A 14,947-nucleotide genomic window follows, 5' to 3' on the forward strand; every position below is an offset into this window, starting at 1 on the left:
TAAACGCAAATTGAATAGCTTTAAATAATAATTACGCCTTATGATGGGAGACGAAGACTACAAAGAATCATATACCCAGAAGGAAACCTTCCGGGGCACCATACGTTATTTAAAAGAAAAGGCAAAAGAGAAGGGCGCCATCGTTACTCATGCCCAGATCGCAGACCGGCTGAATTTATCCGTAGAACAGTTCAACACTTACTATGTGAGTGATGAGGTGCCCACCGAACTGTTCACGTTGCTACGCTCACAGTACGTGGATCTCGTCGGCAACGTACGGGTGCAGCGCATTATCATCACTGAAATTGTCTACCCTCCTGATCCGGAAACGCCCCCGCTTCCGGATGCAGAATAAGATAGTGATCAGAACGCATGATAACGCATTCCCCCATCCACGGTGGCAACGGAGCCAGTGATGTACCCCGCACGGGGCGATACCAGGAAAACAGCCATATTAGCCATATCCTGTGGCTGGCCAAAATCACCCAGCGGAATCTCTCGTTCTGCAAATTTCCGGCGTTCGTCGCCTGGGAAATAAGGCCGTATATTTTCCGTGTCTATCAACCCTGGCTGCAGGCAGTTCACCCGGATACCGTACTGCCCCAATTGTCCCGCAAGCTGTTTGGACCAGGCTACTACTGCTGCTTTGGCTACCGCCGACACATTGATGGTGCGCAACTCATACGTGCTGATAAGGTTCAGAATAGCCCCCTGCCTGCGTGCTATAAAATGAGGCAACAGCTGTTGGGTCAGTTGCCGCTGCCGGTCGAAGTCCAGCGTCATCGACTCCACCCACGGCTCTTCCGGCCCCACCACATCCACCGGGCGGCTACGGCCCGCATTGTTGATAAGTATATCCACCTGTCCCAGGATAGACAACGCTGCTGCTGCAATCTTTTGCGGCCCGTCCGGCGCAACCAGGTCCTGGATAAAAGTGACCGGCTCCACGCCACCTGCACCGGCTACTTCCGCTTTAAGGCTATCCAGTAAGGCTTCGTTTCTCCCTACGGCAAGGACTTTCACTCCTTCTGCAGCCAGTTCTTTTGCAATTGCCCGGCCAATGCCCTGGCTGGCGCCCGTTACTACGGCAGTTTTCCCGTTTAAATACAGATCCATACTTTTAAATTAATGCTTTGTAAAAACTGGATTTCATACCTCAAAAAACAAGGCTGAAAATTTCTTTGTAAAAGTAGCGGGCAGCATCTAATTTTACAGGCTATACAACCAATTGTACGGTACTAACAAACGTGTAAGTAATGGCAACCAGAAAGAAAAACTCCACTTATAGCCGCAACGAAAACATCATTATTGAATGTGATCTTACCTATGCGGTTAATAAAATCGGGGGCAGATGGAAAATCCTGATCCTGAGTAAACTGGAAGAGAAAAAAATGAGGTTCAGTGAACTGAAGAAGGAGTTTGACTACATTACGGAACGCATGTTAACCCTCCAGCTCCGGGCACTGGAACAGGACGGACTGGTTAAACGAACCGTGTATGCAGAAGTTCCCCCACGGGTGGAATATGAACTCACGGAAATGGCGCTGGAGTTCGGCCCCATCTTTAAACAGCTAAGCGCCTGGGGAGGCAAACACCGGAACTCAGCAAAAAAAGATGTCGCATAATGGGACTGGACAGCGTTGACCTACGCCGCCAATTTTCAAACCCTGATCGATAAAAATAATATCAAAAGCAAATATGAAGTATATGTTATCATAATGGGTATTACCGTTGCCCAAACAGGTGTTGACTACTACGACATAACCCCTGATAAATCTTTTACAAGTGATTTGGGGATCGATTAAGATCCAGCCCACCAACAGTTTCCAGACATCCCGGCAAACACATTTACATATTTAAACATATTTACAAAAAGGGCGCTGAACTAAAAATAACACTTTCTTCACAAGCCAAACGGGATGTTTTTTTCATTTGCTCTCAAACTTTTATTACTTTTGGCCCCCGAATGAGAGTAGCTATATTTTTCGCATATTTGTGTTTCCTCCTGCTCAGGGGGGAGGGCTATGCTTTTACGGCTACTCATCATAACGATGTTTCCAACTCTTTCGCCAGGAACATTGAACACAAACACCGGATTAAATTTACAGACACCAACCAGGATTATTCTGTTGTCAGCAATTTGGATAATGAAGAAGAATGCCTGATAAGTGATGACATTGAAGAGGACGATGCGGATAATTGTCTTGCCAGAAAATATAAACTGCTCACCAGGTACTATCTTGCACTCGCCGGCCCCGACGTTTTAAGTTATCTCCATAAATGCTTTAAAGCCCCCACACCTTACCTGGGGCATCTTTCCAACAGATACATTACACAAAGTGTTTTAAGGATCTGATCAATAGTGTACATCAGTCACCGAAGGTATGATCATATATGCCTGGCGGATGTATATTAATATTACTTCCTCCGGGCTCCTGCCCGGCGACTGATCCTTTTGCGTCCATAGGCATCCCTGCCTTACAAGCATCCCATCGCTTAATATCCATTTAATATCATGAGTAGAATTGTCATGTTTACGGGCTTGTTTGTCATGTTGTGCCATACAAGCTGTACATCAAAAAAAGAAGTAAAGGAAGAAGCGGGCAAGTATACGGTTACCAGCCCGGTAAGAATTGATACTTCATTTACCAACGAATATGTTTCGCAGATAAAATCTGTCAGGAACATTGAGATCAGGGTCCAGGAACGGGGTTACCTCCAGAACATCTATGTGGATGAGGGCCAGTTTGTAAAAGCAGGTCAGTTGCTGTTCAGGATCATGCCGAAAATTTATGAGGCAGAACTCCAGAAGGCAGAAGCAGAAGCCAAAGCAGCAGAGATAGAACTGCAGAATACAAAAACCCTGGTCGATAAAAATGTGGTATCAAAAAATGAGCAGGCTATGGCGCAAGCCAAACTGGATCAGGCAAAAGCCGAAATGGCCCTGGCAAAGCTCCACCTCTCGTTCACAGAAATCAGGGCGCCGTTCGATGGCACCATCGACCGTATTCCGTTTAAACTGGGAAGCGTTATCGATGAAGGCGGCCTGCTGACCAGCCTTTCAGACAACAGCCAGATGTTCGCCTATTTCAATGTATCTGAGCCGGAATACCTCGATTATGCCACCAACGCAAAAGGCCGCGGAAGCAACAAGGTAAGCCTGCTGCTGGCCAATAATCAGCCCCTCCAGTATAAAGGAGATGTGGAAACCATCGAAAGTGAATTCAACAATGAAACCGGCAACATTGCCTTCAGGGCAAGATTCCCAAACCCGGATAAGCTTTTAAAGAATGGGGAAACGGGCAAAGTCCTGATGACCATTCCGCTTAAAAACGCATTAGTCATTCCGCAAAAAGCAACCTACGAAATACAGGATAAGGTATATGTTTTTGTGGTGGACAACAGGAATGTGGTAAGATCCCGGAACATTGCCATCCGTGGCCAGATGCCCGACATGTATGTAGTTGAAAATGGCATTTCAGAAACTGATAAGATACTGCTCGAAGGTGTTCAGAAGGTAAAAGATGATGATAAGATCAGCTATGAATACCGGAAACCCGAGGAAGTTATTTCCCATCTGCGATTAAAAGCGGAATAGTTCATCTAATAGTGTAGATCAATGCTAAATAAGTTTATACAGCGACCGGTTCTGTCCATAGTAATATCGCTCATTATCGTCTTCCTCGGAGTTTTGGCCATATCTCAGCTGCCCGTAACACAATTCCCTTCCATATCGCCGCCAAAGGTGAATGTAACAGCGGAATATCCCGGCGCGAACGGTGAATTAATGATCAAATCAGTGATCATTCCGCTGGAAAGAGCCATCAACGGCGTTCCGGGAATGAAATACATTGCTTCCGATGCGGGTAACGACGGAGAGGCGTCTATCCAGGTAGTATTTAACCTGGGCACCGATCCCAACCAGGCATCGTTAAATGTTCAAAACCGTGTGGCATCCGTGGTGAATAAACTGCCGCCACTGGTAGTACGTGAAGGTGTAAAGATCACCCGTGAGGAATCCAACATGCTCATGTACATCAACCTTTACAGTGACGATCCCCAAACGGACCAGAAATTCCTTTTCAATTTCGCGGATATCAACATCTTGCCGGAATTAAAAAGAGTAGATGGCGTTGGCTTCGCAGATATTCTCGGTAACCGGGAATATGCCATGAGGATCTGGCTGAAACCGGACCGGATGCTGGCCTACAAGATCTCTGCGGATGAAGTGATGAAGGCGCTGGGCGAACAAAGCCTGGAAGCATCTCCCGGTAAAACCGGCGAAAGCTCCGGTAAAAGATCCCAGACGTTTGAATATGTATTGAAATATCCCGGAAGGTTTACGAATAAAGAAGGATACGAAAATGTTATCCTGAGATCCAGTCCGAATGGTGAAATATTACGCCTGAAAGATGTAGCCGACGTGGAGTTCGGCAGTTCAATGTATGATATCTACTCCAACCTGAATGGTAAACCTTCAGCGGCCATTGTACTGAAGCAATCGTATGGAAGTAATGCCAGCCAGGTAATCAAGGACGTAAAGGCGAAGATGAAGGAGATCAAAGCCAATTCATTTCCAAAAGGAATGGATTATGAAATCAGTTATGATGTATCCAAATTCCTCGACGCCTCCATTGAAAAGGTAATTCATACCCTGCTGGAAGCCTTTATACTGGTGGGTTTAGTGGTATTCCTGTTTCTCGGCGACTGGCGCTCTACCCTCATCCCTGCTATGGCCGTACCGGTGTCTCTCATCGGAACATTTGTATTCATGCAGTTTTTGGGTATCACGCTTAACCTCATCACGCTGTTTGCGCTGGTGCTGGCTATCGGCGTGGTGGTAGATGATGCCATCGTGGTAATTGAAGCGGTGCATGCAAAAATGGAAGAAGAACACCTCTCTCCGCTGAAGGCCACCAAAAAAGCCATGCATGAAATCGCCGGCGCTATTGTGGCCATCACCTTTTTAATGGCCGCGGTATTTGTGCCGGTAGCATTTATGTCGGGCCCGGTGGGTATCTTCTACCGCCAGTTTTCCATCACAATGGCAACCGCCATTATTTTGTCGGGTGTGGTGGCGCTTACGCTTACACCAGCGCTGTGCGCCATGATCCTGAAGAATACGCATGGAAAACCCAAAAAGAAAAACGCGCTGGCCAAATTCCTGGATGGCTTTAATAATTCATTCAACCGCACTTCCGGGAAGTATCAGAAAATACTGGGCGTCATCGTTAACAGGCGGGCCCTCACCTTTGGTATACTGGTGGCTTTCTGCGCCGGGATATGGGTCATGAATAAAACCGTTCCTTCGGGCTTTATTCCCAACGAAGACCAGGGAATGTTTTATGCCATCATCCAAACGCCTCCGGGATCATCCCTGGAAAGAACCAACCAGATAGCCGAAAAGCTGCAGAAAATTGCGGAAGGCGTGGAAGGCGTACAATCCGTTTCTTCCCTGGCAGGTTATGAAATTCTTACAGAAGGAACCGGTTCCAATTCCGGTACCTGTCTTATTAACCTGAAAAGCTGGGAAGACCGGAAACATTCTGTCCAGGAAATCATTAGTGAACTGGAAGAAAAATCCAAAGACATCACAGGCGCCACTATCGAATTTTTCCAGCCGCCCGCCGTACCGGGCTACGGAGCCGCCGGTGGCTTTGAATTACGTTTGCTTGATAAAGCCGGATCAGGTGATTATAAAAAGATGGAAACGGTGAGCAGGGACTTTGTAAAGGAACTGAGCAAACGTCCGGAACTATCCTCCGTATTCACTTTTTACAGCGCCAGCTTCCCCCAGTATATGCTGCGGGTGGATAATGATATCGCGCAGCAAAAAGGCGTGAGCATCGATAATGCCATGAACACGCTTTCCACACTTGTGGGCAGTAACTACGAAATCAGCTTTATCAAATTCGACCGGCAGTATAAAGTGATTGTGCAGGCATCGCCGCAGTACAGGGCCTTGCCTGACGATATCCTGAAGCTGTATGTGAAGAATGATCATGATCAGATGGTGCCGTTTTCAGACTTCATGAAAATGGAAAAGGTGTATGGCTTATCAGAGATCACGCGGCATAATATGTACAACGCCTCGGAAATAAGCGGCGCCGCCGCACCCGGATATAGCAGCGGCGAGGCCATTAAGGTGATCAATGAAGTGGCGCAAAAGAGCCTCCCGAGAGGGTTTGGGATCGACTGGGCCGGTATCTCGAAAGACGAGGTAGCCCAGGGCAACCAGGCTATCTATATCTTCCTGATCTGTCTTGGTTTCGTATACCTGATCCTGGCAGCGCAATACGAAAGCTTTATCCTGCCGCTGGCAGTCATTCTCTCCTTACCTCCCGGAATTTTCGGTGCATTTTTCTTATTGAAATGCTTAGGGCTGGAGAATAACATTTATGCACAGGTAGCCATGGTAATGCTCATTGGTTTGCTGGGTAAAAACGCGGTGCTGATCGTGGAGTTTGCCGTGCAGAAACACCGGGCGGGAGAAACCGTGCTGAAAGCGGCAATGGAAGGTTCTAAGGTAAGGTTCCGTCCTATCCTCATGACCTCTTTCGCATTTATTGCAGGGCTGATCCCATTGGTGATGGCCTCCGGGCCGGGCAGGGTTGGTAACCGTACCATTGGTACCGCCGCTGCCGGAGGTATGCTTTTCGGAACTATTTTCGGCGTGCTGATCATACCCGGACTGTACTACATATTCGGCAAACTTGCAGAAGGACATGCGCTTGTGAAAGACGAAGAAGAGAATCCTTTAACAGAAGAAATTGATCACAATGTATAAATTGAGGATACATAGCAGCATCGGCCTGCTTGGCATTTGCCTGGCTATTGCCAGCTGCAGGGTGCCGGCCAGCATGCCGTTGGCTGAAAACAGGCCGGTTCCCGGGTCGTATAACGGCAACGGGGATACGACGAATATGTCGGCCATTGAGTGGAGAACCTTTTTTACAGATAAACACCTGGTGGACCTGGTAGATACCGCGCTGAAAAACAACCAGGAGCTGATGCTGACGCTCCAGGAAGTTGAAATCGCCAGGAATGACATCCGCTTCAGGCAGGGGGCATTACTTCCCACCGTTACTGCAAGAGCCGGCGCCGGCGTGGAAAAAGTAGGAAGATATACCAGTCAGGGCGCCGGCGACGCCTCTACGGAGATCACTCCCGGCAAGGAAATGCCGGATCCGCTCACGGATTTGTCCATAGGCGCCTATGCCAATTGGGAAGTGGATATCTGGAAAAAACTGCATAACGCTAAAAAGGCTGCAGTAACCAGGTACCTATCAACCGTGGAAGGCAAAAACTTTGTGCTGACCAACCTCGTGGCCGAAATAGCCAATTCTTATTACGAACTGCTGGCGCTCGACAACCAGCTATTGATAGTAAAACAAAACATTGATCTGCAAAAAAATGCCCTTGAAATTGTAAAGGTGCAGAAAGAAGCCACCAGGGTAACCGAACTGGCAGTGCAGAAATTCCAGGCTGAAGTACTGAAGTCCCAAAGCCTGGAGTTCGACATTCTTCAAAATATAAAAGAAACAGAAAACAAGATCAACTTCCTGCTGGGCCGCTATCCGCAGGAGATTATCCGGGATAAAGGTAATTTCTTAAGTGCAGTACCTCCGGTGGTGAGCGCCGGCATTCCTTCACAGTTACTGGCCAATCGCCCGGATATTAAGAAGGCAGAACTGGAACTGACTGCGGCAAAGCTGGATGTAAAAGTTGCCCGTGCAGAATTCTATCCTTCCCTGGGCATTTCCGCAGGAGCAGGATTCCAGGCTTTTAAGCCATCTTACCTGTTTAAGCTGCCTGAATCATTATTGTACTCCCTCGCCGGCGACCTTGCAGGACCGCTTATTAACCGGAATGCTATTAAAGCCGAGTTTAATAACGCCAATGCACGGCAACTTCAGGCTATATACAATTATGAGCGTACTATTTTAAATGCATACTTCGAGGTGTCCAATCAACTTTCCAGCATCAGCAACCTGGAAAAGAGCTATGATCTGAAGTCGCAGCAAGTGGATGCCCTCACCCGTTCGATCAACATTTCCAACGACCTGTTCAAATCGGCCAGGGCCGATTACCTGGAAGTGCTGATGACGCAACGGGATGCACTGGAATCTAAACTCGACCTGATAGAAACAAAAAAGCAACAGCTGAATGCCGTGATTAATGTTTACAGGGATCTGGGAGGCGGCTGGAAATAAAATAAGCATCTTCATTAAAAAAAGCCGGCTGTAATAAGCCGGCTTTTTTATGTTCTAAAGAAATTGGATTACAGCTACTATTATATATAAAATCTATTATGTAACCCCGGCTCGGGGGATAGTCCCTCATAAGGTCGTTATCACCATCATTCATACTCCACTCATTACAGGGATAGTGATAAGCCATAGATAAGCCGTCTCTTTAATAGGTACAAGTTATCTACGGCTTATATACGGGTTATATACGGCTTATCTACGGCTTATCCTATAATGGGGTATGGCTGGGCCTGGTATAGGCATAGCCCTGATATGGATTTACAGACGCAAATCAGATATGATTTTTTACACTTTGTGGAAACCGTAACGGTTATCTATGATTTTTAGTGAGGAGTTATCGAGTCGTTGTTCTAAAAGCGGCCTTATTTGGTTATAGATATCACGGCTCACCCATTGGGGCATTGCATCCCTTGTTTCTATGTTATCTCCCAAATGCTCATAAAAAGCTACTCCCGCGGCGTTCCATAAATTCTTTGCCTTCTGCTTAAAACACCACTCAGCAAAATCGTAGTTCTTTTCAAGCTGCTCAATATCATTATTTCTATGTGCTGTTATAGTTGCCGGCAATAATTCAATAAAAACGCTATAGATAGAAGCGTGAGGATTCTCAAACTCTTTTTTTAGTTGTGGAAGACATGCGATCGCCTTTTTTCTCCAGGCACTCATAAACCGATATTATTAAACGGTATTAAGGATTGCGGCAGATAATTTTCCCGCCGCACTGCGGAATTACCCGTCAAACAATACAAGTTACCTGGGCAACATAACATCCAACGATGCCAACCGGTTCACATCGTAATTAAACGGCTCCGGCGCTGTATAACTCCAAAAAATATACGGTTGCGACGGCCCTGCCGGAGAAAGAAAGAATTGTATACTATGACTGCTGGCATCTACCGTAATATGAGTAACGTTTTCAAGATTAACAAACTGATAGATCTGCTCCTGGGAACATTTGAAAAGGAAAGTCATGTTGATATTTTGATACAAAATACAAAAAAAGATAACTATTTATATATATTAGCTGCATTACACCCTAAAAAACAGTACAACTCAAATGGATAAAAAAACACTGACAATATTAAAAAAAGTTTACGCCAATGAAAATGGATCTTATAACCCCACGCTTAATAGACACGAACATAAAATCCCCGCAACCGTAACACAGGCCGACCTGGAAATATTAAACAGTAAAGGACTCCAGCCCAATAATTTTGAAACATTTGATCACGACAATGCGCTGGAAAGATTACTGAAAATTAAAGAAGATAAAAAGCTCACACCCGGCTTTGCTACTTCGATGTTTTTAAAAGGATTGACGGGAGAAATGCCCCGGGCAAGACAAACCCTGATGAGTTATTTGTATCTCCGGCATTTATACAAACATGATTTTACAGGCAAAGATACCTGCGAAATTTGCGGACTGCCAAAAGTGGAAACGGAAGACAAAACACATCAGCTCTACACCTATTACCTGGGACATTCGTGGAATGAACTGCCGCTGCACTATTTAATTGAACTCGAAGAAGCACTGACGTTTGATAAACCGGAAATAACCCAGGCCGATAGAAAAAAACTAACCGAACTATTGGACTTCATTGCGCAGGCAGACAAAAAAGAAACGCCTGGAAAGTTGGAACAAAGAATTGCTTCACACAAAATTTTAAACCAAACCGACAAGTATAAGCGCTACGGAATTTTACAAACGCTGGCTGAATGCGGTATCTTACCAAATGCTTTTATAAAGCCCAGGTACGAAGCATTCCCCACGCAAAAAGATTTATGGGAAGCAGGTAAAAAATTAACCACCTCCTTCCGCTCTGACATCATTTTGCCATTAGGCGGATGGAAAGGAGAAAACGGTGTTGACCAAGAACGCTGCAAAGAGATATTCGGTGCGATACAAAACTGAAACTATCTCGCAAACTTCCTTGATCCGGCCACACAAAGAATGACCCCAACGGTCACACCAGGCATACCAATGCTCACCCGTTCATGAAGTAAAGTAGCCGCGAGGGCCAATCCCAAAAATGGCTGCAACAATTGTATCTGCCCTACTGCTGCAATGCCTCCCTGCGCCAGGCCACGGTAAGGCAGCCTTCAGGAAATTGACTGCAGCGTAATATTGGGATGAGCTGCAATGATCTCCAATAGTATGTCGAAATAAGTTTGACCTGTGCCGTTGTTCAGTGCGTCCAGCTTTTCGCGGAAATGTTCCTTATTGAATGGCGAGTCAGGCAGCAGCTTCTCTTCGTAATACCGTTTGGTAACTGCATAGCCCAAAGCGGTTCTGCTTCTTTCTATATTTTTCCATAGCAGCACGACTGGTTCGTTATTCCTGATTACCCCAAATCCTCCGTAAAGCAGATCATTAAAGGCGTCCAGGCTATTGCCCAGCTGCCAGTCTTCACCAGCCATGAATACACGGTTTATTTCCCTGTAAAAAGAAGGGATATCGCTGATAACATCTCCGTTAATGATTATTTGTTGTTCCATTGCTGATTTCTTTTATAAAGATAGTGGCTCCACTCCCATTTTGGCGTGCATCCCATAAAAGTCATACCTTTAATTTTTATCCGGACGCAGGATTTAGTATGACCGATCTTGAATTACTCAGAAACCATATCGAACAATACATTCAAATTACGGATGCGGAATTTGAACAGTTTATTGTCAATTTTCATCACAGGAAGATAAAGAAAAAAGATTTTCTCCTGCGTGAAGGCGACACCTGTAAATATGAGGCGTTTGTAACCAAAGGCTGTTTCCGTATTTATTATTCTGATGAAAAAGGTGATGCACAAATCCTGTACTTCGCCGTAGAAAGCTGGTGGGCAACGGATATAGACAGCTTTATTAACCAGCGGCCATCTATCCTGAATATTGAAGCATTGGAAGACAGTGAGGTACTCCTCATCAACAAACCCCATAAAGATCTCCTGTATGAAACGCTGCCCAAAGTAGAAAAGATGTTTCGTATCATGAACCAGAAATCGTTGGTTACCTTTCAACGCAGGGTAATTTCTTCATTAGGTAAAACTGCCGACAAGCGCTACCTGGAGTTTATTGAGAAATATCCCGACCTGGAACAACGCCTCAACCAGCAACAGCTGGCTGCATATCTCGGTATATCCCACGAGTTTCTGAGTAAAATCAGGAAGAAGCTCTCCGGTAAATAGTGCATTTTTTGAACTAGTTCAAATTTTGGGAGATAGAAGCCTGCTACTTTTATGGCCTAAAAGATCAGAAAATGAAAAAAGCACTATTGATTATTGATGTACAAAATGATTATTTTGATGGCGGCAACCATACGCTGGTAAATGCTGCGGAAGCCGGTCAACGCGCGCAACAGGTATTACACACGGCGCGGAAACAACACATACCCGTTGTTCATATACAACACCTTGCCATGAATGAGGGAGCTGATTTCTTCCTGCCCGATACCCGCGGCGCCGCTATTCATGCGGGTGTAAGTCCTGCTGCAGATGAAAAAATAATCATCAAAAATCATCCGAATAGTTTCCGGGAAACAACACTGCTGGAACACCTGCAGGAAAACGGTATTACCAGCCTCGTTATTTGCGGTATGATGACAGATGTATGTGTAGACGCCACCGTAAGGGCTGCAATGGACCTGGGATTTGCTACTACGGTTATCGGTGATGCCTGCGCTACCCGGAACCGTGAACTGTATGGTAAAACAATAAAGGCAGAAGAAATAAACGATGCCTACCTCGCCGGGATGACTGCCCTCGGCGGACTTTATGCCCATGTAATCACAGCAGCGGAATTTATGGCGCATTAGTATATACCGGCTTTCGTGGAAGGCTTCCCATCCTTTTGACTACAACAATAGGTACTTTGACTACATCCGTTTTGTGATGGTTGCAGACCTTTGCAATAACAACAAAACAAATTATGAACATCGTACTTACAGGCTCATTAGGGCATATCGGAAAACCGCTCACACAGGAGCTGGTACAAAAAGGACATTCTGTTACCGTTATCAGCAGCAAAACTGAAAGACAAAAAGACATTGAAGCACTGGGCGCCACAGCTGCCATCGGCACAATGGAAGACGTTGATTTTTTATCGGCTACATTCAAAGGCGCAGATGTAGTATACCTGATGGAAACACTCGATGCTGCCGGTGGTTTCTTTAACCCAAACGTTGACTTCATTGCCACCATCAGCCGGATAGGCCATAATTACAAGCAGGCCATTCAGCAGTCGGGTGTAAAGCAGGTGGTGCATCTCAGCAGCGTTGGCGCTCACATGAGCACAGGAAATGGTATCCTGATTTTTCATCACAACGTAGAAAACATTTTAAAGCAACTGCCGGACGATGTGTCTATTAAATTCATGCGTCCCGTTGGTTTCTATACCAACCTGTTTTCATCTATACGAACCATAAAAACACAAGGCGCCATTGTGCAGAATTATGGAGGTGATAACAAAGAGCCCTGGGTTTCGCCGTTGGATATCGCTGCTGTTATTACCGAAGAAATGGAGCAACCTTTTGAGGGCAGAACCATCCGTTACATTGCAAGTGATGAGTTTTCTCCCAACGAAATAGCCTGTTTCCTGGGCGAAGCAATCGGAAAGCCTGATCTGAAATGGCTGGTAGTTCCGGATGAACAACTCCTGGATGGCTGGCTGGCTGCGGGAATGAACCCGCAAATTGCCAAAGGCTTTATAGAAATGCAGGCAAGCATGCGCGACGGTATATTGTATGAAGATTACTACCGGAATAAACCAATACCGGGAAAGATTAAGCTCTCAGATTTTGCAAAGGAGTTTGCTATGGTTTATAATCAATCATAAAATGGCTATCTTTAATCATCAAAAAATTAAAACCATTAAGGAGGTTCCTTAATGGTTTAATACATTATGAGAGGTACAAAAACACACAGAGTTAAAACGATCAGCGAATATCATCAGCTCCGGGATTTACCCAGGCCTGAACATCCGCTGATCAGTGTGATAGATTATGCGGCTATGCCACATAACTTTCAAAAAACCGGTATAAATTGGGTGTATGATTTCTACTTTATCTCCCTGAAACGGGGATTATGCGGTAAAATAGTGTACGGACAACAGGAATATGATTTTGATGAGGGCGTTATGTTCTTTATTTCGCCCAACCAGGTTTTCAGAATTGAAGTTGATCCCAACCTGACAATAAAACGCTCCGGCTGGATGCTCCTCATCCATCCTGATTTTTTGTGGAACACCCCGCTGGCGAAAACCATTAAGCAATATGAATATTTTGATTATTCAATAAACGAAGCATTATTTCTTTCCGAAAAAGAAGAAACAACGGTCAACAACATCATTCAAAATATTCAACAGGAATATCATTCCAATATTGATAAGTTCAGTCAGCAAATCATCATCTCACAAATAGAAACGCTGCTAAATTATGCGGAGCGGTTCTATCATCGCCAGTTTATCACAAGAAAAATCAGCCATCACAAAACGCTGAGCCGTTTGGAAGAGCTGTTGGCAGATTATTTCAGCAACGATGATTTAAAAGGACTACCTACCGTTCAATACATTGCCAGCGCGTTAAACGTGTCGCCTAAATATTTAAGCAGTTTATTAAAAGTGTTGACAGGCCAAACTGCCCAACAACACATCCACGAAAAGCTGATTGAAAAAGCCAAAGAGAAATTATCTACCACAGATTTATCGGTCAGTGAAATTGCTTATGAACTGGGCTTTGAACATTCTCAATCATTCAGTAAATTGTTCAAAAGTAAAACCAACTTTTCACCTTTGGAGTTCAGGCAGTCGTTTAAATAACAGGAACAATCCGCATGATGAACAAATACTTAATACTGGCGTTGGGAATCATTGCCTGCAACACCCCGGCAAAAGAAAAACTCCACACCATCGATTATGTTACCGTCGGTAAAATGATGGATACCATCAGGCCGCCCTATGTGATTGACCTCACCAATAAAAACAAACGGCTTGTGTTTATCGGATGCGACCACAACAGGGATTCTACCCATCCGCAGTTTAAAGCCATAGAAAAATACTTTAATGGCCTCCGGCCGGAAATCACCTTTAATGAAGGCGGGCAAATGCCCGACAGCACACATTTCAGCTCTCTTAACCAGGCAGCTTCTACAAGAGGCGAACCCGGGTGCCTGAAATACCTGAGCGACAAAGCCGGCATCCGCATGATGAACGGCGACACGGAAGACAGCCTTGAGTTTTCCATCACCCTGAAAAAATATCCGCAGGATCAGCTGTTGCTTTATTACCTGATGGAGCGCCTGGTAATACCCTACCTATACGGCGCCTACGGCAGCGAGCCTTTTGAAAAGGTATATAACAAAGCCATCGAAAACTGGTTTATAAAAGAAGGCTTCCCGGTATCTGCCAGCCAAAAAACATTTGATGGATTTAAACAATTATACCAACACTACACCGGGGTACCCTTTGAAGCAAAACTGACACCGGAGATCGAAAAATTTGATTACATAAACGGGGGCGATTGCCGGTTCTGCGCCATTGGCCGTACCTCCAAAATGGTGAGGGACAGTATACTGCTCGATAAAATAGACCAGGCATTCAATAAATACGATCGCGTAATGGTCACCTTCGGACACGGCCATGCCATAGCGCTGAAACCGGCGTTAAAACAAATCGTGGATAGAAAATAAATA

At 45.3% G+C, this 14,947-nt stretch carries 15 protein-coding genes; 12 read left to right on the top strand and 3 right to left on the bottom strand.

What is annotated here, in order from left to right; translation table 11 throughout:
- The first annotated feature begins 40 nt into the window (after nucleotides 1-40).
- Complete coding sequence (locus PV783_RS32680) at nucleotides 41-355, top strand: hypothetical protein (protein WP_111578423.1); 315 nt, start codon at nucleotides 41-43, stop codon at nucleotides 353-355.
- 8 nt (nucleotides 356-363) lie between these two features.
- Here the strand turns inward: PV783_RS32680 and PV783_RS32685 are convergent, their stop codons facing one another.
- Entirely contained in the window at nucleotides 364-1,116 is a 753-nt protein-coding gene (locus PV783_RS32685) for an SDR family NAD(P)-dependent oxidoreductase (protein WP_079472236.1), read from the bottom strand.
- Nucleotides 1,117-1,256: 140 nt separating this feature from the next.
- Here PV783_RS32685 and PV783_RS32690 point away from each other — a divergent pair, with 140 nt between their 5' ends.
- The 5 genes from PV783_RS32690 (at nucleotide 1,257) to PV783_RS32710 (ending at nucleotide 8,213) form a co-directional block, all read left to right on the top strand.
- Complete coding sequence (locus PV783_RS32690; protein WP_079472237.1) at nucleotides 1,257-1,625, top strand: winged helix-turn-helix transcriptional regulator; 369 nt, start codon at nucleotides 1,257-1,259, stop codon at nucleotides 1,623-1,625.
- Nucleotides 1,626-1,966: 341 nt separating this feature from the next.
- Nucleotides 1,967-2,356, top strand: coding sequence for a hypothetical protein (locus PV783_RS32695; RefSeq protein ID WP_420990942.1), 390 nt, complete (start codon nucleotides 1,967-1,969; stop codon nucleotides 2,354-2,356).
- A 159-nt stretch (nucleotides 2,357-2,515) separates the two neighbouring features.
- Nucleotides 2,516-3,598, top strand: a complete 1,083-nt coding sequence (locus PV783_RS32700) for an efflux RND transporter periplasmic adaptor subunit (protein ID WP_079472240.1) — start codon at nucleotides 2,516-2,518, stop codon at nucleotides 3,596-3,598.
- Between the two features lie 21 nt (nucleotides 3,599-3,619).
- Nucleotides 3,620-6,787, top strand: coding sequence for an efflux RND transporter permease subunit (locus PV783_RS32705; protein ID WP_420990943.1), 3,168 nt, complete (start codon nucleotides 3,620-3,622; stop codon nucleotides 6,785-6,787).
- The gene (locus PV783_RS32710) at nucleotides 6,780-8,213 is read left to right on the top strand and encodes a TolC family protein (protein WP_420990944.1); all 1,434 of its coding nucleotides are present in this window, start codon (nucleotides 6,780-6,782) and stop codon (nucleotides 8,211-8,213) included. Before PV783_RS32705 ends, PV783_RS32710 begins: the two co-directional genes overlap by 8 nt.
- Before the next feature lie 342 nt (nucleotides 8,214-8,555).
- On the opposite strand, the gene PV783_RS32715 is transcribed toward PV783_RS32710, so the two are convergent.
- Complete coding sequence (locus PV783_RS32715) at nucleotides 8,556-8,936, bottom strand: DUF7674 family protein (protein ID WP_420990945.1); 381 nt, start codon at nucleotides 8,934-8,936, stop codon at nucleotides 8,556-8,558.
- A 391-nt stretch (nucleotides 8,937-9,327) separates the two neighbouring features.
- Here PV783_RS32715 and PV783_RS32720 point away from each other — a divergent pair, with 391 nt between their 5' ends.
- Nucleotides 9,328-10,182 (top strand): hypothetical protein, encoded by an 855-nt coding sequence (locus tag PV783_RS32720; RefSeq protein ID WP_420990946.1) that lies wholly within the window; start codon nucleotides 9,328-9,330, stop codon nucleotides 10,180-10,182.
- Nucleotides 10,183-10,370: 188 nt separating this feature from the next.
- On the opposite strand, the gene PV783_RS32725 is transcribed toward PV783_RS32720, so the two are convergent.
- Complete coding sequence (locus tag PV783_RS32725; RefSeq protein ID WP_420990947.1) at nucleotides 10,371-10,766, bottom strand: barstar family protein; 396 nt, start codon at nucleotides 10,764-10,766, stop codon at nucleotides 10,371-10,373.
- Between the two features lie 98 nt (nucleotides 10,767-10,864).
- Between PV783_RS32725 and PV783_RS32730 the strand changes: the two genes are divergently transcribed.
- From PV783_RS32730 to PV783_RS32750, 5 genes are all read left to right on the top strand, one after another.
- Entirely contained in the window at nucleotides 10,865-11,449 is a 585-nt protein-coding gene (locus PV783_RS32730) for a Crp/Fnr family transcriptional regulator (protein ID WP_420990948.1), read from the top strand.
- Nucleotides 11,450-11,520: 71 nt separating this feature from the next.
- Nucleotides 11,521-12,075, top strand: a complete 555-nt coding sequence (locus tag PV783_RS32735; protein WP_420990949.1) for a cysteine hydrolase family protein — start codon at nucleotides 11,521-11,523, stop codon at nucleotides 12,073-12,075.
- Between the two features lie 113 nt (nucleotides 12,076-12,188).
- Nucleotides 12,189-13,094: an NAD(P)H-binding protein gene (locus tag PV783_RS32740; protein WP_420990950.1), complete on the top strand. Its 906-nt coding sequence runs from the start codon at nucleotides 12,189-12,191 to the stop codon at nucleotides 13,092-13,094.
- A gap of 66 nt (nucleotides 13,095-13,160) precedes the next feature.
- Nucleotides 13,161-14,075 carry a helix-turn-helix domain-containing protein gene (locus PV783_RS32745; RefSeq protein WP_420990951.1) on the top strand — a complete coding sequence of 305 codons (915 nt, stop codon included), beginning with the start codon at nucleotides 13,161-13,163 and terminating at the stop codon, nucleotides 14,073-14,075.
- A 17-nt stretch (nucleotides 14,076-14,092) separates the two neighbouring features.
- Complete coding sequence (locus PV783_RS32750; protein ID WP_420990952.1) at nucleotides 14,093-14,944, top strand: hypothetical protein; 852 nt, start codon at nucleotides 14,093-14,095, stop codon at nucleotides 14,942-14,944.
- The last annotated feature ends 3 nt before the right edge of the window (nucleotides 14,945-14,947 follow it).

The organism is Chitinophaga sp. CC14, from assembly GCF_048957795.1.
Lineage (GTDB): Bacteria > Bacteroidota > Bacteroidia > Chitinophagales > Chitinophagaceae > Chitinophaga > Chitinophaga ginsengisegetis.